Annotated in this window: 19 protein-coding genes and 1 pseudogene; 1 reads left to right on the top strand and 19 read right to left on the bottom strand. The window is 44.1% G+C overall.

The window, feature by feature from the left end; translation table 11 throughout:
• Nucleotides 1-25: 25 nt before the first annotated feature.
• The 11 genes and pseudogenes from celB to sigY all read right to left on the bottom strand — a co-directional run bounded on the left by celB (nt 26) and on the right by sigY (nt 9,125).
• Entirely contained in the window at nt 26-1,375 is a 1,350-nt protein-coding gene (celB, locus tag C6344_RS13340; RefSeq protein ID WP_060597567.1) for a PTS cellobiose transporter subunit IIC, read from the bottom strand.
• Between the two features lie 14 nt (nt 1,376-1,389).
• Nucleotides 1,390-1,695: a PTS sugar transporter subunit IIB gene (locus C6344_RS13345; RefSeq protein WP_034660433.1), complete on the bottom strand. Its 306-nt coding sequence runs from the start codon at nt 1,693-1,695 to the stop codon at nt 1,390-1,392.
• A gap of 122 nt (nt 1,696-1,817) precedes the next feature.
• Nucleotides 1,818-3,761, bottom strand: coding sequence for a BglG family transcription antiterminator (locus C6344_RS13350; RefSeq protein WP_060597568.1), 1,944 nt, complete (start codon nt 3,759-3,761; stop codon nt 1,818-1,820).
• Nucleotides 3,762-3,997: 236 nt separating this feature from the next.
• Nucleotides 3,998-4,276 (bottom strand): class F sortase, encoded by a 279-nt coding sequence (locus C6344_RS19010; RefSeq protein WP_223254330.1) that lies wholly within the window; start codon nt 4,274-4,276, stop codon nt 3,998-4,000.
• Nucleotides 4,257-4,613, bottom strand: a complete 357-nt coding sequence (locus C6344_RS19015; protein WP_223253275.1) for a class F sortase — start codon at nt 4,611-4,613, stop codon at nt 4,257-4,259. The genes C6344_RS19010 and C6344_RS19015 overlap by 20 nt, the downstream gene beginning before the upstream one ends.
• Nucleotides 4,614-4,683: 70 nt before the next feature.
• Nucleotides 4,684-6,068: pseudogene (locus C6344_RS13360) on the bottom strand (copper amine oxidase).
• Nucleotides 6,069-6,192: 124 nt separating this feature from the next.
• Complete coding sequence (locus C6344_RS19020) at nt 6,193-6,306, bottom strand: hypothetical protein (RefSeq protein ID WP_223250414.1); 114 nt, start codon at nt 6,304-6,306, stop codon at nt 6,193-6,195.
• A gap of 83 nt (nt 6,307-6,389) precedes the next feature.
• Complete coding sequence (gene gdhA / locus C6344_RS13365; protein ID WP_060597570.1) at nt 6,390-7,760, bottom strand: NADP-specific glutamate dehydrogenase; 1,371 nt, start codon at nt 7,758-7,760, stop codon at nt 6,390-6,392.
• A gap of 314 nt (nt 7,761-8,074) precedes the next feature.
• On the bottom strand, nt 8,075-8,287 hold the full coding sequence (locus tag C6344_RS13370) for a hypothetical protein (protein ID WP_060597571.1): 213 nt from the start codon (nt 8,285-8,287) through the stop codon (nt 8,075-8,077).
• Entirely contained in the window at nt 8,284-8,595 is a 312-nt protein-coding gene (locus tag C6344_RS13375; RefSeq protein WP_034660438.1) for a YxlC family protein, read from the bottom strand. Before C6344_RS13375 ends, C6344_RS13370 begins: the two co-directional genes overlap by 4 nt.
• Nucleotides 8,592-9,125, bottom strand: coding sequence for an RNA polymerase sigma factor SigY (gene sigY / locus C6344_RS13380; protein WP_060597572.1), 534 nt, complete (start codon nt 9,123-9,125; stop codon nt 8,592-8,594). Before sigY ends, C6344_RS13375 begins: the two co-directional genes overlap by 4 nt.
• A gap of 483 nt (nt 9,126-9,608) precedes the next feature.
• Here sigY and C6344_RS13385 point away from each other — a divergent pair, with 483 nt between their 5' ends.
• Nucleotides 9,609-10,646 (top strand): pectate lyase family protein, encoded by a 1,038-nt coding sequence (locus C6344_RS13385; RefSeq protein ID WP_060597744.1) that lies wholly within the window; start codon nt 9,609-9,611, stop codon nt 10,644-10,646.
• Between the two features lie 57 nt (nt 10,647-10,703).
• On the opposite strand, the gene cydC is transcribed toward C6344_RS13385, so the two are convergent.
• The 8 genes from cydC to srtB form a co-directional block, all read right to left on the bottom strand.
• Nucleotides 10,704-12,437: a thiol reductant ABC exporter subunit CydC gene (gene cydC, locus C6344_RS13390; protein ID WP_106072997.1), complete on the bottom strand. Its 1,734-nt coding sequence runs from the start codon at nt 12,435-12,437 to the stop codon at nt 10,704-10,706.
• A complete protein-coding gene (cydD, locus tag C6344_RS13395; protein ID WP_106072998.1) occupies nt 12,427-14,163 on the bottom strand; it encodes a thiol reductant ABC exporter subunit CydD in 1,737 nt (578 codons plus the stop codon). Before cydD ends, cydC begins: the two co-directional genes overlap by 11 nt.
• On the bottom strand, nt 14,163-15,179 hold the full coding sequence (gene cydB / locus C6344_RS13400) for a cytochrome d ubiquinol oxidase subunit II (protein ID WP_060597575.1): 1,017 nt from the start codon (nt 15,177-15,179) through the stop codon (nt 14,163-14,165). The genes cydD and cydB overlap by 1 nt, the downstream gene beginning before the upstream one ends.
• Nucleotides 15,166-16,581 carry a cytochrome ubiquinol oxidase subunit I gene (locus C6344_RS13405; RefSeq protein ID WP_060597576.1) on the bottom strand — a complete coding sequence of 472 codons (1,416 nt, stop codon included), beginning with the start codon at nt 16,579-16,581 and terminating at the stop codon, nt 15,166-15,168. Before C6344_RS13405 ends, cydB begins: the two co-directional genes overlap by 14 nt.
• 331 nt (nt 16,582-16,912) lie before the next feature.
• Nucleotides 16,913-18,034: a heme oxygenase gene (gene isdG / locus C6344_RS19150; RefSeq protein ID WP_060597577.1), complete on the bottom strand. Its 1,122-nt coding sequence runs from the start codon at nt 18,032-18,034 to the stop codon at nt 16,913-16,915.
• A 1-nt stretch (nt 18,035) separates the two neighbouring features.
• Nucleotides 18,036-19,049: a FecCD family ABC transporter permease gene (locus C6344_RS13415; protein ID WP_106071305.1), complete on the bottom strand. Its 1,014-nt coding sequence runs from the start codon at nt 19,047-19,049 to the stop codon at nt 18,036-18,038.
• A complete protein-coding gene (locus C6344_RS13420) occupies nt 19,046-19,984 on the bottom strand; it encodes an ABC transporter substrate-binding protein (protein ID WP_106072999.1) in 939 nt (312 codons plus the stop codon). Before C6344_RS13420 ends, C6344_RS13415 begins: the two co-directional genes overlap by 4 nt.
• 18 nt (nt 19,985-20,002) lie before the next feature.
• Nucleotides 20,003-20,755: a class B sortase gene (gene srtB, locus C6344_RS13425; protein ID WP_066031545.1), complete on the bottom strand. Its 753-nt coding sequence runs from the start codon at nt 20,753-20,755 to the stop codon at nt 20,003-20,005.
• Nucleotides 20,756-20,771: the final 16 nt, after the last annotated feature.

The raw sequence follows: 20,771 nt of genomic DNA on the forward strand, positions 1-20,771 counted from the left end.
GGCCGCATCCCCCTTGTTTCCTCTATTACATGCTGACGACATTTTCATCAGTTGATGCTTTTGTTTCTAGCTCACTTTCTTCTTTTAATTTCTGCTTATCCCACATTCTAAAGAATGGGTAGTATAAAGCGAATGACAACGCCAGGTTAATCAGCTGCATGACAGCACCAGAGATTTTGCCTCCTGTGGCGAGATAGCCTGAAATGATGGGCGGCATGGTCCATGGGACAGCGATCCCCGCCGGTTTTGCTACAAGTCCTGTGCTCATTCCGATATATGTGGTGATGATCATCATGATTGGCGTAAGGATAAACGGAATGAGAAGCATTGGGTTCATGACAATCGGCATTCCAAAAATGATCGGTTCGTTGATGTTAAAGATGGCTGGCCCAATGGCAAGTCGGCCAAGCTGTTTCATTTGTTTACTTCTGGCACGTAAGATCATCGTCAGCACTAAAGCAAGCGTTGCACCGCTTCCGCCGACATTGATGAAGATTTCAAAGAACTGCGCTGTGAAGATATTTGGCAGCACTTCTCCTGCTTGGAATGCGAGACGGTTCTCATCCATCGCACCGAGCCAAATTGGGCCCATGACGCCGCCGACAATGGTTGCTCCGTGAATACCACATGCCCAGAGGAGCATTTGCACACCAATGGCGACAATACTTCCGCCTAAGCTTCCACCAAGAATGGAAAGCGGTGTGCCAATTAAGACCGTGATGATATTATGAATACTCTCAAATGGTGTCATCTCAATCACAAGTCTAACGACCCAGATCAGCGTGATGACCACAAAACCTGGAATAAGTGCGATAAACGATTTACTCACTGCTGGCGGTACACCATCAGGCATCCTAATGACGATATTCCGCTGGACAATGAATCGGTAAATTTCAGTTGAAAGCATGGCAATAATCATGGCAACGAATAACCCTTTACTGCCCATCAATGTGACTGGAATTCCCCCACCTACTAGGATGGCTTCTGTTGAGCCTTCAGGTGTGAAAGGAACTTGATATGGTGTCGCCAAAAGGAAAGCTGCAACAGCGATCGCACCAGATGATAGGGCATCCACTGCATACTTTTCAGCAAGCCTGTAGGCAATCCCGAAGGTGGCAACAAGTGCCATAATGTCAAAGGTTGCATTAACAGGATAGGATAGTTTCGTGGCCCATTCAGCTCCAAAGATACTTGCCATAAAATCGCTGTATCCTGGGATCGGAAGGTTGGCTAAAATGAGAAACAGTGAACCGACAATAATGAGAGGCATGGTTAAAACAATTCCGTCACGCAATGCTTGTAAATGTCTTTGAGCGGCAATCTTCCCTGCAAACGGCATGACCTTCTCTTCTAGAAATCGGTTGAATCCATTCATCCCTTCCGCCCCCTTTATCCGTTCACTAACTGTTCAGCAGATTTTAAAACCTCAGCCCCATTACATACGCCATAATGCACGGTATTAATGACGTCGACTGGAATTCCTTTTTCTTCTCCGAGCTTTTTCATTTGTGGTAATAAATATCGAACCTGTGGTCCTAATAAAAGCACATCGGCTTGATCAATATGACTTTTTGCTGAATCTCCTGATACTGCCCAAATACGATAGTCTTTTCCTTGTTCTTGTGCGCTTTTCTCCATTTTTGTGACTAGTAAGCTTGTTGACATACCTGCTGCACAAACCAATAAGATGTTCATGTGTAAACGCCCCCTTTTGAAAGTGTGAAGCTTTTCTTTACACATTCATCATATTATGAAACCGCTTTCATAAACACCTATACTTTTTCCTTTAGGAAGCGGAAAAAGTTAAGATCACACTGTTAGTTCTTGTACGAAGGGACCTTTTTATACATGATATCCAGCATGTCTTCAAATGTATCACAGGCGATGAGATGCTGAATGAATTTCACATTATGCACAAGCTCGCCCAGCAGACGGTACATCCCTTTTAAATCTTTGGCATTCTCTTTTTCGACACAAAGCAAGCAGACAAATTGAACTTTTTTCTCTCCCCATATGATCGGTTTTTCTAATGTACATATCGCCCAAAACGTCTCTTCTGTCAGCGGCGTCATAGGGTGCGGAATGGCTGTATAATGCCCGAAGGATGTCGGTGCAGCTTCTTCTCTTTCCATCACAGAAGGTGTAAGCTCTGCTGGTGCTAAACCCATATCGATGATTTTTTCCGTGAGAAAGGTGATGACCTCTTCCTTTGTTTGAAAGGCGCATTTTGTAAAGACCAATTCCTTTTTCATATATTGAGAGGCCAATGTCACCCTTGTTTCACTCGTCAGGGCTTCTTCAATTTTTAAAAAGTCGCCTCCTCCCAAAATGGTGTTTACTTGTATGACTGGAATCGGTAAATCCATCTGAATCGGGACCGTTGTAATAATCAAATCCAGGGCATGTAAAGACACATGCGGAAGCGAATAAAGCTCTGCTGTTCCTAAAATGGTCAGTTTTGACCCAAATTGTGACCGCAAACGATCCTGAAGCAGCCTTGCACTCCCTGCACCAGATGCACAGACAATGAGACATCGCTTCGGCGGAATCTCCATTTTCCTCCTCTCTAAAGCCGCACCAAAATGAAGCGCCATATATCCGATTTCATTCTCATGAATACTCAGCCCCTCCTCTTCTTCTAGGACCCTGCTGGCGATAATACCTGCTTCAAAAGCAAGTGGATACCCCGCCTTTATTTCATCAAGCATCGGATTTCTTAAGTTCATTCCATATTTACACCGGGTCATAGCTGGCTTTAAATGCAGACTCAGTCCAATCATTAATTCCGCATCGCCGGCTAAATCAAGCTGCAGTTTTTGATCAATGGCTTGGAGCATAAGCTGAACAAGACGGCTCGTGTCATCATCCACAATTTGTTTTTGACCACTCGATGAAAAGGACTGTACCATTTTGGCTGTTCCTAATAAATGAATGGCGATATAGACGATCTCCTCTTGTGGAAAAGAGACGTCCAGCAGTCCTTCAAGGCGTTCCACCATTTTTTTAGCGACCTTATATTCCTTTGCCTGTGGTATCTCATTGATTTCCTCTGGCAAAACAGATACATAGTTTCCGTGTCTAATCCGTTTGCAGGCAATCGCAACATGAACGATTAAATTATTCATGCAAATGTCTGATAGATTCATTCTTTCTTCATTGATATAATCAATCATTGTTTTCTGAATCAATTCCAATTCATGTTTTGGCAAAATGGTGACTGCTGTGTTCAGCATCGTTTGGCAGGAACGGCGTTCATTGAATAAATATTCTGACATACAATAACGAATTTTCATCTCCGATCCTTTGATCCGGCAGCCTTTATTCGGCTTCGCTTCCAGCTTAAGATCAAAGGGCTCAAGCTTGCGTTTGACCCATTTCATATCGTTACTCATCGTCGATTTACTAATAAACAGCTGATCCTGTAAGTCTTCCAGTTTCACATAAGACTCTGCGAGAAGCAGCTTCTTTAAAATAAACCGAACGCGCTCCTCCGGCAGAACAGCCAGTGGCTCTTCCTGTTCGACCTCCTCTTTCATAAAACGGCGAAAGGCATTCTCATCGTTGATCAACAGCTCATAGCCAGCTCCTCGAACAGCTGATACAGCCGCTTGATAAGGAGCGAGACGGTCGTTCAGTTCCTTGATGTCTGTACGAATGGTGCGGCTTGTCACTTGTAAGCTGACAGAAAGCGCAGCGCTTGTGAGCGGGGTCTCCGCTGCCATGAGCTGACTTAAGATGTGCGCCAGTCTTTTACTCAGCATCAGATCGCCTCCTTATGTAAGGGTGGAGAATCTGCCTTGTCTGGACAAGGTGTATACGCTTGCAGTTCTCTTCATTACTCATATTCTACTGAAAAGAAATAAAAATTGCCAACTCATTTATATGACAAACGCCCCTATTTATACAACAAACCATATCTAATGACCTATGAATCTTTTTGTAGGACTCTGGCAGAAACCATAAAAAAAGGCGCTACACCTCCGTGTAATCGCCTTTTTTATGAAGGGATCAGCTGGGTAAAGACAACCAGTCTCTTTTCATGAGTCCCTGCTGCATGATCAAATGTCCCTGTACACGTAATGAAATTGAGATTCCGTGTAAAAGCGTACCCGAAAAACGCATTCGGCTTTTCTTCACGCGGATAGCTTTGCACTTTGATCACTTCAAAAGTTCGCTTTTTTCCTGACGAGGACGTCACGGTTACCTTGTTTCCCTTTTTTAGCTCCTTTAATCGATAAAAAACAGAAGGTCCCCATTTATTTATCAACATGGCCATTCATGACGGCATTTCCTTTATCTCCTGGCTTTGGACCATCTTTAAACCAAGCTGTGTTGTCCGTATTTTTTGGGACGCCCATACTGCCATCCTTTGATAAAGTTGTTTTCTCCACTTTTGCTTTGACATCAATCGCCGGAATCGCAATTTCAGCCGGGACAATACCAGACGGTTCGTCTTTTAACATGTCTTGTGAATGAGACTGTTTTGCGGCTTGGTTTGTTGTCATTTTTTCAGGAGATGAGGTTGTTTTAGAGGATGACGAATCATCCATAGATTGTGATGCGCAGCCCGTGATGATGAGAAGCATCAGAAGACCAAACAACCACCTTTTCAAGTCAGTCTGCCTCCTTTTAAAGAAAGGAACGGCACGATTGTGCACGTTCCCCTTTCCTTTTTATACGAGCTTAATTTGATGTCTTACGGCGAGTAAGGAAGAACGCACCCGCTGCACCGCCGGCTAGGATCAAACTTGCGATCATTCCCGCAAATGCTTCATATGACATACCTAAAGGACCGGCTGTGCCTCCCATACCTGTTTTCGGCATTTCATTAGGCATGTTGGATTTGAACAGTTCAGGATGCTGATCAACAATCGCTGCTGCGACATCTTGACCGACCATGAACATATGACCGTACGCTTCTCTCACTGTTGGATAAAGCTGATCATATTCGCCATTATGGTAAGACGTATATGTTTTGATCAGCTCATCAATATGCATTTTCAAGCCAGCTTCTAAATCCGCCGCCTTCAAACGTCCATCTGTCGCTTGATCTAGAAATTTCGCTTGCTTCATCCGATACGCATCTAAGTTTTTCACAGCTTTTTCTTTCGCTTCTTTGTCTCCTGATGCATCCGCTTTGACATAATCAACTAAGTAACCGATATGGCTTGACCAAATGGCTTTAAATTGTTTCCCTGCATCCTTGCCATAAACAGAGGCAATCGCATCAGATAAATCATTCGTGTTTTCGTTCAAAGCTGCGGCTGCTTGATCAAAGTCCTTGCTGCCATCATTTCCTTTTTGCATGGCAACGACTGCAAGTGCCAAATGCTCTGAGAACAAGTAGTTTAAATCTTCACGAAGATCTGCAGCTGGTGTATCGACTGATTTATGATCAAATTTCCCAGGAAATTGATCTGTGATCGCCCACGATACGCCTTTGCCTACTTCAAACATATGATGAATGGACTTTCTAACGGTTTCATAGGTCGTATCAAAATCCTTTTCTGTGTAGCTGTCAAACGCTTTTAGCAGTTCATTCACATGCATCTTCAAGCCTTCTTCAAGTTCACTTGCTTTCAATCTCCCGTCTGTTGCTTGATCGAGCATATCGGCTTGTTTCATACGATATTGGTCAAGCTGCTTGACTGCTTTCTTTTTACCTGCTTCATCTTTCTTTGCCGTTGCTTGTACATAATCAACAAAGTAGCCGATATGGCTTGACCAAATGTCTTTGAATTGTTTCCCTGCTTTTTTTCCGTACACAGAGGCGATGGCATCTGATAAGTCATTCGTGTTGTCATTTAACGCTGCCGCTGCTTGATCAAAATCTTTACTGCCGTCAATTCCCTTTTGCATCGTGATCACTGCTAAATAAGCATGCTCCGAAAACAGCTGGTCTAGTGCTGCTCGAAGATCGGTTGCTTTGTTTGACACTTCTTGTGACGAAGACGTCTTCTTTTCCTCTCCATGCATATGTCCTTCGCGTGCACTTGCGATATGAGCTGCCGGAAATATAGTAATGCTGCGCTAAGCGGGATAGTTAAAATCGCTTTTTTCATGTTCATCTGTTATTGCCTCCTCTTTCCGTTTGTTATGTACTTAACGGAGAGAAGCATGAAATGGATCATTCAAATCTATTATTTTTTCGTTCAGGGCTCAATCGGTAATGCTTGCATAAAAAAAGCCGGATTATCCGGCTGATACGTTACGACGTTTAGATGCTTTTCGCTCTTTATATATTTTCCTCACCACTGGATAAATCACTGGTGCCCATTTGACAATTTGTTTCAGCCATTTTTTCATTTCTCCCGCGCCTCCTTATTGTCATTCTTACAAGGACGATTCCCCATCTTGTCATGAAATAAACAGGTGCGGGAGAGCAGGAGTTAAATCACGCCTTGTGCGATCATCGCATCTGCCACTTTGCGAAATCCTGCAATATTTGCTCCTACGATTAAGTTTCCAGAGTGTCCATATTCGTCTGCTGTCTCTGTACACTGACGATAAATCGTCTGCATCATTTGTTTCAGCTGATCATCTACTTCTTCAAATGTCCAAGACATTCTTGCACTATTTTGTGCCATTTCCAGTGCTGAGACTCCTACCCCGCCAGCATTCGCCGCTTTTGCCGGCGCAAATAGAATATCATTCTGTTCAAACACTTTGACTGCCTGAAGAGTAGAGGGCATATTAGCTCCTTCTCCTACCGCAATGACACCATTTTCCACGAGCTGCTGCGCTTGCATCTCAGATATTTCATTTTGCGTTGCACATGGAAGCGCAATATCACAAGGAACAGACCAAATTTGTTCACAATCTTCAATCAATTCGGCATGCGGGTGAATGTCTATGTATGCCCCAATCCGTTGATTGCTCACTTCCTTTAGCTGCTTCACGGTCTCAAGTGAAATGCCTTGAGGATCATAAATCGCTCCGCTTGAATCACTGCAAGCAACGACCTTACCGCCTAGCTCCATGACCTTTTCCATCGCATAAATAGACACATTCCCTGATCCAGACACAACAACTGAATGCCCTTCAAATTGCAGTCCATGCGCTTTTAACATTTCTTCCATAAAGTACACCAGTCCATAGCCTGTCGCTTCTTTTCTCGCTAAGCTGCCTCCAAATCCAGGACTTTTCCCTGTGAGCACACCCGCCTCATAAGCACCGCGCATTTTCTTGTACTGTCCGAACATATAGCCAATTTCGCGTGCCCCTACGCCAATATCACCTGCTGGTACATCTTGATCAGGTCCAATATATCGGCTGAGTTCACTCATAAAGCTTTGGACGAAACGCATGATTTCTCCATCAGATTTCCCTTTAGGGTCAAAATCTGATCCACCTTTTCCCCCGCCGATCGGCATACCAGTCAGTGCGTTTTTAAAGATTTGTTCAAATCCTAAAAACTTAATAATGCTTGCATTGACAGATGGGTGGAATCGAATGCCTCCTTTATAAGGACCGATGGCACTATTGAATTGAACCCTGAAACCCCGATTGACTTGTACTTTCCCCTCATCATCTACCCAAGGTACACGAAATACCACAAGCCGCTCAGGCTCAATGAGTCGTTCTAAAATGCCCTGTTTTTCATACTCTGGGTGTTTTGCAAAAACAGGAACGAGTGATTCTAGAATTTCTTTTACGGCTTGCTGAAATTCCTCCTCACCAGGATTTCGTTTTTCCACCTCCTCTAACACACGGTCGATGTAGCTTTGTGCTGTTTGTGCTGCTCGATCTAAGGTCAACATGTCTCATCTGCCTCCTTGTAGATATCTTCACACATTTATCTGTTAGATTTTCTAACGCATATTGAGATTAATTTAACACCATTTGTAAAATCTGATCAATACTGATAACAGATGAAAATGATGCCGATTTGAGATGGATCAAGCAGCCGCAGCAATCGTTTTTAGAAAGTATCTCTTGCAGAATGACTATTGTGCTAGAAATGATGATTTAGACGTTATATATCCCGCACTCTTTGACAAATAGATGAATCATGAATGATTTCTAGTTGATCTTCAACCCGAAAAAAAGGCCTAAAGTTTTACAGGCCGTCCGCTCAATCTTTTCGGATCTTCTCATCTTTCTTTCGATCAGGGTACACGACACAAAGCCAATATAAAATAGAAGACGATGGGAAATTAATTAAACCGACAATGCCCCAAAACCACTTATAGCGCCCTCTTTTCTTTGCATCCATAAATAAAAGAAGCCCCTGCGCAAACAATAACGGCAATGCGCACAATAAGATGATCATCTCCGTCTGACTCATAAGGAAGACCCTCCTTTAATGTGTTGATATTCCTTGATGCCGACAACGACGCAGAGCGGCACACTCACTACTTGAAGAAGAATGAAGATGATAGGCAAATGGGTGATGGCAGCGACAAATAGTGCCAGAATGGTCAGACTGATGAGAACGTACGCCAGTACTTCTTGTTTAAAACGCCTTTTCTCTTGTTCCTTTGCCTGCTTCAGCATCATCATGACAGCCTGCTCACTTGGCTCTTTCACTTCAATTTGTTCATCTAGCTGCTGTAACTCTTCCTTTAAACGTTCGGTGAACTGATCTTCCTTCATTGAGACCACTCCTTTCGAATTTTCTTTAATCCATGATGAACCCTCGACTTCACAGTGCCTTCTCTCGTACCGAGCATTGAAGCAATCTCTGGATAAGTAAAGCCATAATAATAGTGCAAAATAATCGGTGCTCTCTCCTGTGCCTTCAATTCGTTTAGAGCATCCCACATCTCATGCCATGTGTGGCCCTTTTGCTGAATGTCCCATTTGAAGCGGCGTATGGTCTCTTGATTCGCCTTCCCTTCTCTTAATTGTTCACGTTTTCTTTTCTTCTGGTGATCTAAAAATTGTCTAGATGCAATGGAAATGAGCCATGTTGAAAATAAGGAATCTCCTCTAAATGAAGAAAGTTTCATGTACGCTTTCAGCATCGTTTCTTGCATGATTTCTTCTGCCAGCTCTTGTTGAAGGGTGAGCTTCATTATATAACGGTAAAGAAAGGAATAATGATGACGATAAAGGGCTGTAAATGCAGCATCATCTCCCTGTTTTGCCCGCTGAATCAATAATGTCTCTTCTGTCTGCTCCAAACACACCCCTCCTTCCTTTTCTTCTCTTATTCATGTGACGACACGGATGACGACATCGTTCAAAATAGACTTAATTTTTTTAACTTGGCTCCTTTTCTCCCTGTTGATCCAGTATTTGATTCATTTTATATCCAATTTTTTCTTATGTAATGATTATGACATTCTTTCGTCCCTAACAAAATGGTGCGTTCGTAATCATCTTGATTTTCTATCAAGCGAAGAGCCTCTCCCTCATAATCACTAGGTCATCCCAATACCTATCGTCAATGATCCTTGTCTCATTTAGATGAAAATAAAATAATCATGGCCTTAGTTTCCTAGAAAATCATGGAATACACAGCGCCAATTCTTAGCCGATGATACCTTTTTGCGTGCTATGCTCTTCCTACATTCCGAAAAAGGCGATACTGGCGAAGAAAGGGGGGGCAGTTGAATTGCAGCTTATTTTTGGAAACGTTTACATTAAAACAAAATAGAATGGAGATGTTGACTTTGAAGAAAAAAGTTCCAATGTTAGCTGGTGTGTTAGCGGTTGGTCTCGTGACTTCATTATTTGCACCTAATGGGGAGGCAAAAGCGGCAGCCAAGTATCCAGAAAGCCCTTCTATTATGGCCAATTTTAATCAACAAGGATTCTCCACATTAAATGGCGGTACAACAGGCGGTGAAGGCGGTAAAACCGTCACAGTCAAAACTGGAAATGAACTATTGGCTGCCCTCAAAAGTAAAGGAACAAACGAAAAATTAAAAATTGTTGTCGACGGGACGATTAACCCTTCTAATACATCTGCCAATAAAATCGATGTGAAAGATACAAACAATGTCTCGATCGTCGGCAAAGGCACGAAAGGTGAATTTAATGGAATTGGTATCAAAGTATGGCGTTCCAATAACGTCATTATCCGCAACCTGAAAATCCATCACAGTAACATCGGTGACAAGGATGCCATCGGAATCGAAGGCGCTTCTAAAAACGTATGGGTCGATCATAATGAGCTGTACAACACATTAAACTCTGGGAAAGATGATTATGATGGATTATTTGATGTGAAAAAAGACTCCGACTATATTACCTTCTCATGGAACTATGTACATGACAGCTGGAAAACGATGCTCATGGGCAGCTCTGATAACGACAACTACAACCGAAAAATTACGTTCCATAACAACCGTTTTGAAAACCTGAATTCTCGTGTACCGTCTATGCGCTACGGGGAAGGTCATGTGTATAACAACTACTATAAAGGCATTCATACCACAGCGATCAACTCTCGTATGGGCGCGAAGATGAGAATTGAGCACAACGTATTTGAAAATACAAATAATGCGATCGGCAGCTGGGACAGCCGTCAAGTCGGTACATGGCATGTCATCAACAACTCATTTATTAACAGCACAGGCAGTCTGCCAACGTCTTCAACAGGTACGTACAACCCTCCTTATCACTACTCTTTGCTTAACGTGAACAATGTCAAATCAGAAGTGGTATCAAATGCTGGTGTTGGAAAGGTAAACCCTTAAAACCACAAAACGTTCGGGCAGAGATCTCTGTCCGAACGTTCTTGTTATTTCGTTTATTTATATTGTAGAAAATGGACGATCCATCTCATACAATTTTTGATAGCGCAGGTTTTCTCTCAGTAAATCCTGATGCTCCCCCTGCATCTCAATTTGTCCATCTTCAATAAACATAATGCGGTCACATGCCTCACAGCCAGTGAGATGATGGGTAATCCAAATGACCGTTTTTCCTTTTAACACACGAAAGATGGTTTCAAGCAGCTCACGCTCTGTGCGCGGATCAAGTCCGACGGTGGGCTCATCTAATACAACAATCGGGGTGTTTTGCAGCAAAATCCGGGCTAATGCCATCCGTTGTCTTTCTCCACCTGAGAAACGAACCCCTGTCTCCTGCACACCGGTGTGATAACCTTCTGGCAAGGATTCGATGGTATCGTGCAGCTGCACTTGCCTCGCTGCTTCTTTTACTTGCTCTTCTGTCGCATCTGGAGAGCCTAAGCGAATATTGTTTAAAACAGAGGTATCGAATAAATACGGCTGTTGATTGAGCACTGACACATAGGTGGACACGGTTTCTCGAATGCTTTCTACCGGTTTCCCCTGGATACTGACAGCTCCTTGATTTGGCACGACAGCTCCTTCTAACAATTTCAAAATAGTCGATTTTCCTGCACCACTTTTTCCTAAGAGAGCAAGTGATTCACCTTGCTTCAGTGAAAATGAGAGATGCTTTAGCACGTGTTGGTGCGAATCATACCCAAAGGACACTTGATCAAAACAGACAGCTTGATCGTGAGAAATGGTTGACTGATCCACTGTCTTGCGCTCAGATTCTCCTTCATACGAAAGCTTTTCATAATGATTTAATCTGCTGACAGCATGCTGATAGACGGGAATATCACCTGCTGCATCTGAGAGTGGAAGAAAGGCTTCTGTTAACGGAAATAGCACAAGCACAAAGGCTGCAATCAGTGTGTGTGACATCGAGCCTGACTGAACGACCGAACCGCTCCAATACACGACAAGCACGACAGCTCCTCCAATCATAAGCTGGGCAAAAAACTGGCGCAGACGGATAAACCGGTGCTTGGCTGCTTCAAGCGCTAACAGTTTCGCTTCTTTTTGTTCATATTCATCAACAAAATCTTTCTGCCTGCCGCTAAACAGCCAGTCACTAACGCCCATGACTGCATCTGTTAAATGGCTGTACAGTTCATTTCTGCCTTTTTTCATTTGAATTTGTCTCGCCCGGTTCACTAGCACTGTGACGTATGGGAAAACAAATACGAGAAGTGCCATATAAAGCAGCATCAGTCCAGCAAAAGGCCACGAGAATAGACCAAGTGCCCCAATGGATGCGGCATATAAAAGCAGCGCCCCGATGGATGGAAAGATGGTTTTTAAATAGGCGTCCTGCAGTCTCTCGACATCATCTGACAGGAGCCCAAGCATTTCACCTGTACCCAGCTTTGTCTGTTTCGCACTTCGTTCAGCCATGTCATACAGACGGACACGCATTTTTTCAATCATGGTCAAAATGAGCTGGTGGCTCGCCAGTCTTTCTGCATAGCGGGCAGCTGAGCGTGAAATACCAAAGGTCCGTACAGCTACAATTGGAACGTATACCATAAGTATATTCTCAGGTCTTGTGGCAGCTTTTGAAATGAGAAATCCTGATGTATACATCAGCATAGAAGCAGACAATACTGCAATTGCCCCTAGAAATAAAACCAGCGCAAACAGCTTTTGATTCTCCTTGATATAAGGTATAAACCAGCCTTTACTGACCATGTGTGACCGCCCCCATTTGCTCCTGTACCAATTGATAATACACGCCTTTTCTTTGCATTAATGATTCATGTGTACCCATTTCTGCAATCGTTCCTTGATCCATGACAATGATCTCATCCATGTCTGGCATCCAATGGAGCCTATGTGTCGCTAAGAACACAAGTTTATCTTCAAACAGCGGAAGCATTGTTTTCTTCAATTCATACTCTGTCTCAATATCGAGATGCGCCGTTGGTTCATCTAACAGCATAATTGAACGCTGGCCCAGCACCGTTCGCGCAAGCGCGATTCTTTGTGCCTGTCCGCCGCTCAGTCCTCTTCCCTGTTCTCCAATGACCTCATCGAGACCATTTGGCAGCTGCGCTACGAGCTGAGATAATCCAGCTTCACAGACAGCTCTTTCCACTTCTTCATCTGTGGCATGCGGTTCATAAAAACGAATGTTTTCTCTCAATGTCATGTGAAATAAATAAGGGTGCTGCGGCATATAGACGACTTCCTTTTGCCATTCCTTCATCTGTAAATGAACAAGCGGCTGGCCGTTTAACGTGATTTGACCTGAGGTCGGTTCAACAAAGCCGCCGAGCACATCGGTTAACGTCGATTTCCCTGAACCACTGGCACCAATGATCCCGATTTTTTTCTTCCCTTTGACAGTGAGGTCTACATCCTGAATCGAATAAGGGGCATGTTCATCATGCTGGACACTAACATCTTGCAGCGTGAGCGCAGACTGTTCATTCCACTCATCTAGTTGCACTGATTGTGTCTCCTGCGCGCGGAAGCCCTTTTCTTCTAAAATGACCTGCATCGCCTCATTCGCTTCTTTTCCATTTAGCGTCGCATGATAATCATTTCCCACTTCACGTACTGGCAGGAAATATTCCGGTGCCAGCATGAGCGCGGTCAGAGCCGGCAATAACAGAAGCTCTCCTTCAATTAATCGCAAGCCAAGAAAGACAGCGACAGTTGCAATCGACAGCATGGAAAAGAAATCAAGCGCAAATGATGAAAGAAATGCAACCTTCAGCGTACTCATGGTCGCCTTTCGATATCGCTTTGACACTTCCCCGATATTGCGGGAATGTTTTTTGCTAATGCCTAAGTAACGAAGCGTTTCAAGGCCGCGGAGAGAATCAGTAAAATGATTGGATAATTTCTCATACGATCTCCATTGTTTGGCCGCTTTACGCTGAGCGACAAGGCCTAGCAAAATCATAAAGATAATTAAAATCGGCAGCGTCACGATTAAAATGACGGCAGATGTTTCGTCTAATGTCCAAACATAGATGAGAACCATAGCCGGTATCACTGCCATGTTCACCATTTTCGGTAAAAATAGCTGTAAATACTGACGATATTGAGCAATCCCCTCCATCGCTAATGTGACAAGCTTTCCTGTACCTTTTTTCTTTGTAAAAGCTGGACCTAAACGAAAGAGTTGGTCTAACAGCTGTTTTCTGACGTCTGCTCCAATTCGGGAAGAGTAGGTAAACATGACCTTCTCCCGAATCAAGGTGAGACCGTGCCGCACCAGAAAGGCAGCAAGAAACAGCAGGACATAAGGCGTTGCCTGCGAAAGGCTTTTCCCGTCAAACAGCGTAGTAATGGCATGTGCCAGCCACTGTGCTTGGAAAATAATACTTGCTCCTTGGATGAGTGACACAATACCCAAGAGGGCAAGAAGCCCCCTCATTCCTTTTAATTGAAGCAAACGTTTATCCATTAGTAGGTCATTGGCTCCTTACCGCTTACACGTTTACGGAAGACGTAATAGCTCCAAATTTGATACCCAAGCACAAAGGGCAGCAAAGAAATGGCAACAATCGTCATCACCGTCAGTGAATATGATCCGGATGCAGCGTTTTGAATGGTAAGATCAAACGCATGGTTGATTGAACTAATCATGACGCGCGGGAACAATGCAGTGAAAAGCATCGTCACTGTCACCATGATGCCTGCACCTGTGAATAAGAATGTCCAGCCATCACGTTCTTTTCTCATAAAGAATAGAGCCGCGACGTAACAAACCACAATCAGGACAGTTAACGGAATGGTGATGATCGGGCGTACCGTATAAATGTCTGTTTCCATGATAGATACACCGACAAATAGGACAAGAACTGGCAGCGCAATAAGCAGGACACGCTTGCCAAGCTTTCTTGCACGATCTCTTAAATCACCCTCTGTACGTAGTGTGACGAAAATCAATCCGTGCAGAAGGCAAAGAACCGTCACAGCTAACCCGCCAATCACTGAATAAAGGTTCACAAAATCCGTAAAACCAGCATACATATTCATGTCTTGATCAATTGGCATCCCGCGTAAAATACTCGTGAATAGCACACCGAGTAAAAACGGCGGCAGCAGACTGCCAAAGAAGATGACCCAGTCCCATGCTTTGATCCAAGAGGCTTTCTCCACCTTCCCTCGGAATTCAAAGGCGACTCCGCGCCCAATGAGCGCTAAGAGGAGAACCGCAAATGGTATATAGTATCCACTGAACATCGTGGCATACCAGTGAGGGAATGCAGCGAAAATAGCGCCCCCAGCTGTAATCAGCCAGACCTCATTCGCATCCCAGAAAGGACCAATCGTATTAATTAAAATGCGGCGTTCGTGCGCATCCTTTCCAAGCAGCTGCATGGACATCCCAACACCAAAATCAAATCCCTCTAAGAAGAAAAATCCAACAAACAATACTGCGACAAGAATAAACCAAATCTCGTTAAGATATGCCATGATATGCGCCTCCATCAAATGGATCTGTAGACAGGTCCGTTTCATCCTTTTGATCTGTATCCTCTTCCGAATGTGCACCTTTTTTAATTTCTCGAATGAATAGGTAGGCAAGCAAGATGGCAAGAATCAGATAAATCGTCGTAAAGCTAATGACTGAGAATAACAGCATGCCATACGATACGTTTGGCGAAATCGATTGAGCCGTCGTCATCATACCAAAGACAGTCCACGGCTGACGCCCAATTTCAGTCATGATCCAGCCAGCTGAGTTCGCAATAAACGGGAACGCAATCATCCCTACCATGAAGCGTAAAAACCATTTGTTCGTTTCGAGTTTCTTTCTAAAGCTCAAGTACAAGCCAATCATACTGGCAAAAATCATCAGCATTCCGGCACCAACCATGATTCTAAAGCTCCAGAAGGTTGTTTTCACTGGCGGAATGTAGTCTCCAGGGCCAAACTTTGCTTCATATTCTTTTTGAAGTGTCAGCATGCCTGGCACATCTCCACTGAACTTCTGATAAGCCAAGTAACTTAAAGCAAACGGAATATTGATCTCCGCAGAGTTTTCTTTTTTATCTGTGTCAATATTGGCAAATAGTGTCCAAGCCGCTGGATCTCCACTATCCTTCCAAAGGGCTTCACTTGCTGCCATCTTCATCGGCTGTGATTTCATTAAGTGCTTCGCTTGATCATGTCCAGAGAACGCCACACCTAAGCCAGAAATTAAAGCGAGGACCATGGCAATCTGGAATGATTTTTTGAAAAAGGCGATTTCTTGTTTTTTGATCATTTTATAGGCACTAACTCCTGCAATAAAGAATGCACCTGTAGCCAGCGCACCAAACAGAACGTGCGGGAATTCAACCCAAAGCTGCGGGTTCGTTACAAGAGCGCCAAAATCATTCATTTCTGCGCGGCCATTTTTAATGACAAATCCAACTGGCTCTTGCATAAATGAGTTGGCGAGTAGAATCCAAAACGCCGAAAAGATCGTACCAAGAGAAACAAGCCAAATACACAATAAATGAATCTTCTTCGGCAGACGATCCCAGCCGAATATCCAAAGTCCAATAAATGTAGATTCAAGGAAAAAGGCGAGCAGTGCTTCAATGGCAAGCGGTGCACCAAACACATCACCGACAAACCTTGAATAATCTGACCAGTTCATCCCAAACTGGAATTCCTGCAAAATCCCTGTCACCACACCTACTGCAAAATTGAGTAAGAATAGATGACCCCAAAACTTCGCCATTTTTTTATAAATCTCTTTTTTCTTGACGACATAAAGGGTCTGCATCAAGGCGACGATAAACACCAAACCTATTGACATAGGAACAAAAATAAAATGAAATAATGTCGTTGAAGCAAATTGAAATCTTGCTAAAAACAGCTCACTCACAGCCTTACATCCTCCCTTACTTTCACATGCCGAATGATTCGAAACAACTATGCTCACCACTTCACAAAATATTCACTATTTGTTCAATGATTCACAAATAATAGCCTGTTTGAAATGGTTTACTCGGTGAAATTTTACTCTTGCTTTTCATTCGGTTAGTTATTTATACCTGTACTTTACACCCATGCGCTTCAAAAATAAAGTAAATTTTACCTAAAAATTGGATGGTATTGTGTCAGTTGTTTGAATACTTTGTCAAAGATATGTGACAGAAAGTAAAAAAACGCAAAAAAATAGCGCTGCACATGAACCGCAGCGCTATGTTTCTTTTTTAGGCTTTTTTCTGTAAAGCTGGTCTAGTGACTTGCACTTCGTAGTACGTAATTTTGTTTTTTAATAGTCCTTCAGGTTTCGCTTTCCCATGAGCGTGCGCATCACCAAACGCCTGAGATTTTGTCCAGTTCACAAAGTCTTCTTTTCGATTCCAGCGGGTATGAATGGTCACTTCATCGTAATCGGTTGTCTGCTGCGTGACCCATACTTCCATGCCTAAAAATCCTTCCATGAATTCTACTTGTCCCTGCTTGTTAAAACGCTTGACGAGGTGGTCAGCACTGCCTTTTTCTACTCTTACCTGGTTGTTGACAATGATCATTTTCTGTTCATCTCCCTTTGGTTGTTGGATCGAAGCGATTGGGATAATGAGCGGATGCTCACCGTCTAAGTGAACCTCAGCCTGAATCCCAAAGACTTCTTTGAAAAAGTTTTCTGTTAATACTTCGTTTGGTGTCCCTATTTGATAAACCTGACCACCCTTCATCGCAATGAGGCGGTCACAATATTTTGCTGCCTGCTGCAGGTCGTGAAGAACCATTAAAATGGTGATTCCATGCGTCTTATTCAGCTGTTTGAGCAGCTCTAGTAAATCAAGCTGATGTGCAATATCTAGGTAAGTCGTCGGCTCATCCAGAATCAAAGTCTCTGTCTTCTGAGCGAGCGCCATCGCAATATACGCCTTTTGTCTTTCTCCGCCTGACAATGTATGCAGCATTCTGTTTTCATTGATGCGGCTATTGGTCACATCAAGCGCCCACTCAATCGCTTCTTGATCTGTCTTCGAGCTCTTTTTCCAGATCGAACGATGCGGACTGCGTCCAAGTGCGACCAGCTCCCGTACGGTCATAGATGGAATGGCTGTTCTCGTCTGCATGAGAACGGCGATTTCCTTTGCAATCTCCTGAGCTGTCATCTCTTTTTGCGGTATATCGTGAATGTATATCATGCCGCTTTCGATCGATGTAAGACGTGCGGCTGCTTTAATAAAAGTCGACTTCCCTGATCCATTTGGTCCAATAATTCCTGTCACACTTCCTTTAGGAACAGCTGCTGAAATAGACGACAGCCGAAAGCCTCCTTGACTGAGACTCACGTCATCCATAGCTATCACATTCAACTTAACCCCTCCCTTTCTTTTTTAATAAATAGAGGAAGAAAGGTGCACCGATGCAGGCAAGCAGGATACCGACAGGCAGTTCAACCGGTGTAAACCATACCCGTGCCGCTGTATCTGCAAAAACCACAAGTACGCCTCCGCCCAGCATTGAGATAGGCAGCAGGTACCGGTAGTCATCTCCAATTAAAAGACGGATAAAATGAGGAACGACCAGCCCGACAAATCCAATTAAGCCGCTCACACTTACAGCTGCACCAGCTAAAAGCGCCGCCAGCGCAATTAAGAAAAACCGGGTGCGCTCTACTCTAAGGCCGAGTAACTGCGCCGATTCATCACCAAGCAAAAGAAGGTTTGCCGGCTTGATGGCAAAAAAACAAAGGCACAACCCAGCAAGCGCATATGGCGACACGAAGCTTAGATGATGCCAGCTCCGTCCATTTAATCCTCCGGATAAAAAAGGCAGAACAGCCTGCACACGCTCACTATAAAGCACCATAAACCCATTCATAACCGCCCCAAGGAGGGCATTGACTGCCACTCCCGCCAAAATCAATTTCAGCGGGGAAACCCCTTGATCAAATGACAGCATATACACCACGAGTGCCGCTAATAAAGCGCCAAGGAAAGCAGCAGCTGGCAGCAAATACGTAAATTGCGGAAACACAATCATGCTGAGCACAGCAGCCAATCCGCCGCCAGCAGTCACACCGATGATGCCAGGGTCAGCGAGTGGATTCCGGACGACTCCTTGTAAAATCGCCCCTGATGCTGCGAGACAGGCTCCGACAATAAAACCGATCAAAACACGCGGCAGGCGTAAATCCATCACAATTTTCTCATGAACAGGCTGGCCTGATCCCGTCAAAGCGGCGAGTAGGTCTTGCAGCGATAATTGAACGGAACCTAATGCAAGCCCTAAGCATGCGCCTACAACTAACGAGATGAATAGTCCGGGTATCAGCCATTTTCGTCTCGACTGTCTTTTTTGAAAATCTAATTCTGTATTCATTTTCATGATGACAATCGCTTCAATCTTTTCTCTAGCTCATCAATCGCTCTCATCACTTCCGCGCCTGGGTTCGTCCCAAATAGATCACTCGGCAGAATCTCGACGTGTCCATTTTTGACAGCTGACACATCGTGCCAAGCGGCATTCTGTTTCATTTCACTCATAAAGCCCGCTTTCACATCTTCAGGATTGCTGTGAGTCATAAGCAGAATAAGATCAGGATCGGCTTCGATGACCTTTTCTGCATTGATTTGAGCGTATTGAGGGAATTTCTCGAGTGCCGGTTCATTTTCAGCGATGTTCGTCCCTCCTGCGATGTGCAGTAAATCTCCGCTTAAGGATTGAGGAAGTGCCGCCATATATGTGCCAGGTGCCCCGTATACAACGAGTGTCTTCACTTTTTTCTGAGGCTGCTTGACCTGCTTTTTCCTCTGATCGATTTGCTCATTGAGGGCTTTGGCCTTTTGCTGCTTTCCGAGCAAATCCCCGAATAACGTTATTTGACGCTGAATATCCTTCACTGAATTGGCACTTGTCAAAAGAAGCTGTGAACCAATTCCATCTATTGTAGAGATGTCCTTGCTGTTTAATTGTTCATTCCCAAGCACAACATCGGGCTTTAAGCTTGTGATGAGCTCTACATCAAATTGATGCGTTGTGCCAATTGTTTGGACGGACTTTGCCTGTTGTAAGCTGTCTGGTAATTCGGCGGCCGGACGGCCAACTACCTCACCGCCTAAGGCATACAGGATGCTCATGTCTCCAGTCGATAATGCGACGATACGCTGAGGGGATTCTTCAAACGACAGCGTTCTGCCAGTAAAATCCTTTATCTTCAGCGCACCTTGCCCGCTTCCTTTCTCTACAGGTGCTGCCTGACTGCATCCGCCGAGGAGAAGCATCAAGACGAGTCCAGCGAAGATCACATGTGAAAATTTCAACCGTCTGTCTCTCCTTTTCTAGTAAACTTTCTTTAGCTTTGCCTGTACGACAAGACGCCCATTTTTAGGTGCAAGCACATGATCACAAGTCGATAAGGTGAGGATGAGGTCATCTGTGGACACGTCTGTCTTCGTTTGATAGATTGATTTTTTCCGCACAGCTTGTAAGTAGTGCGCATATTCGCCAAGATCTTGAAAATCGGTTTGAATATAATCGAAATCCACCGTTGTTTCATACACGGCAAAAATCTCCGCCTCATAGCTTTGATACAGCGTATCGTACTGAAATGTCCGGTGCTCATGGAAGAAATCCTTTTTTAAATAGTTTGTGAGTCCAGCGAACATGGATCCGTCTCTCATCCGATGCCCGTACACCACAGTATTCGGGCTCTCGTGCAAGACGTCATTGCGATAATCCATAAAGATACTGCCTGCCCGGGTGTCGTTTTTTAAATAATTGCGGGTTAAGTAGAACGCATTATCACGAGATTGAACGATTGGGTACTGAATCATCGTGTCCTTCATATTGATCCAGCCGACAATGTCGTTGTTCACCTTCCGCAGCTCATCAAATGACGTACGGGTGGTTCCCGGTTCCCGGCTTTCAGTCATTCCTTGCTCTTGACCATACATCGTCTGAGCCTTTGCAAGCACCTGACGATTTTGATAATAGCCGAACAGTTCTAAACCAATGGCTGTACCGCTATAAATGAATACACCTAAACAGACGATCGTCAGCATACGCTGCCAGACCCGTTTTCCTCTTTTCACACTGTTTCACCTGCTT

The sequence above is a fragment of the Bacillus sp. GBSW19 genome (genome assembly GCF_002998655.1).
GTDB lineage: Bacteria > Bacillota > Bacilli > Bacillales > Bacillaceae > Bacillus.

Bases quoted from the DNA above. Each gene is read 5' to 3' on its own strand.
- gdhA (WP_060597570.1), bottom strand. From the start codon at position 7,760: ATGTTGACCTTAGATCGAGCAGCACAAACAGCACAAAGCTACATCGAC.
- C6344_RS13350 (WP_060597568.1), bottom strand. From the start codon at position 3,761: ATGCTGAGTAAAAGACTGGCGCACATCTTAAGTCAGCTCATGGCAGCG.
- C6344_RS13375 (WP_034660438.1), bottom strand. From the start codon at position 8,595: ATGAAGGAAGATCAGTTCACCGAACGTTTAAAGGAAGAGTTACAGCAG.
- cydD (WP_106072998.1), bottom strand. From the start codon at position 14,163: ATGGATAAACGTTTGCTTCAATTAAAAGGAATGAGGGGGCTTCTTGCC.
- C6344_RS13370 (WP_060597571.1), bottom strand. From the start codon at position 8,287: ATGAGTCAGACGGAGATGATCATCTTATTGTGCGCATTGCCGTTATTG.
- C6344_RS19010 (WP_223254330.1), bottom strand. From the start codon at position 4,276: ATGGCCATGTTGATAAATAAATGGGGACCTTCTGTTTTTTATCGATTA.
- C6344_RS13385 (WP_060597744.1), top strand. From the start codon at position 9,609: ATGTTGACTTTGAAGAAAAAAGTTCCAATGTTAGCTGGTGTGTTAGCG.
- C6344_RS13415 (WP_106071305.1), bottom strand. From the start codon at position 19,049: ATGAAAATGAATACAGAATTAGATTTTCAAAAAAGACAGTCGAGACGA.
- cydC (WP_106072997.1), bottom strand. From the start codon at position 12,437: ATGGTCAGTAAAGGCTGGTTTATACCTTATATCAAGGAGAATCAAAAG.
- celB (WP_060597567.1), bottom strand. From the start codon at position 1,375: ATGAATGGATTCAACCGATTTCTAGAAGAGAAGGTCATGCCGTTTGCA.
- C6344_RS19020 (WP_223250414.1), bottom strand. From the start codon at position 6,306: ATGAAAAAATGGCTGAAACAAATTGTCAAATGGGCACCAGTGATTTAT.
- C6344_RS13345 (WP_034660433.1), bottom strand. From the start codon at position 1,695: ATGAACATCTTATTGGTTTGTGCAGCAGGTATGTCAACAAGCTTACTA.
- cydB (WP_060597575.1), bottom strand. From the start codon at position 15,179: ATGGCATATCTTAACGAGATTTGGTTTATTCTTGTCGCAGTATTGTTT.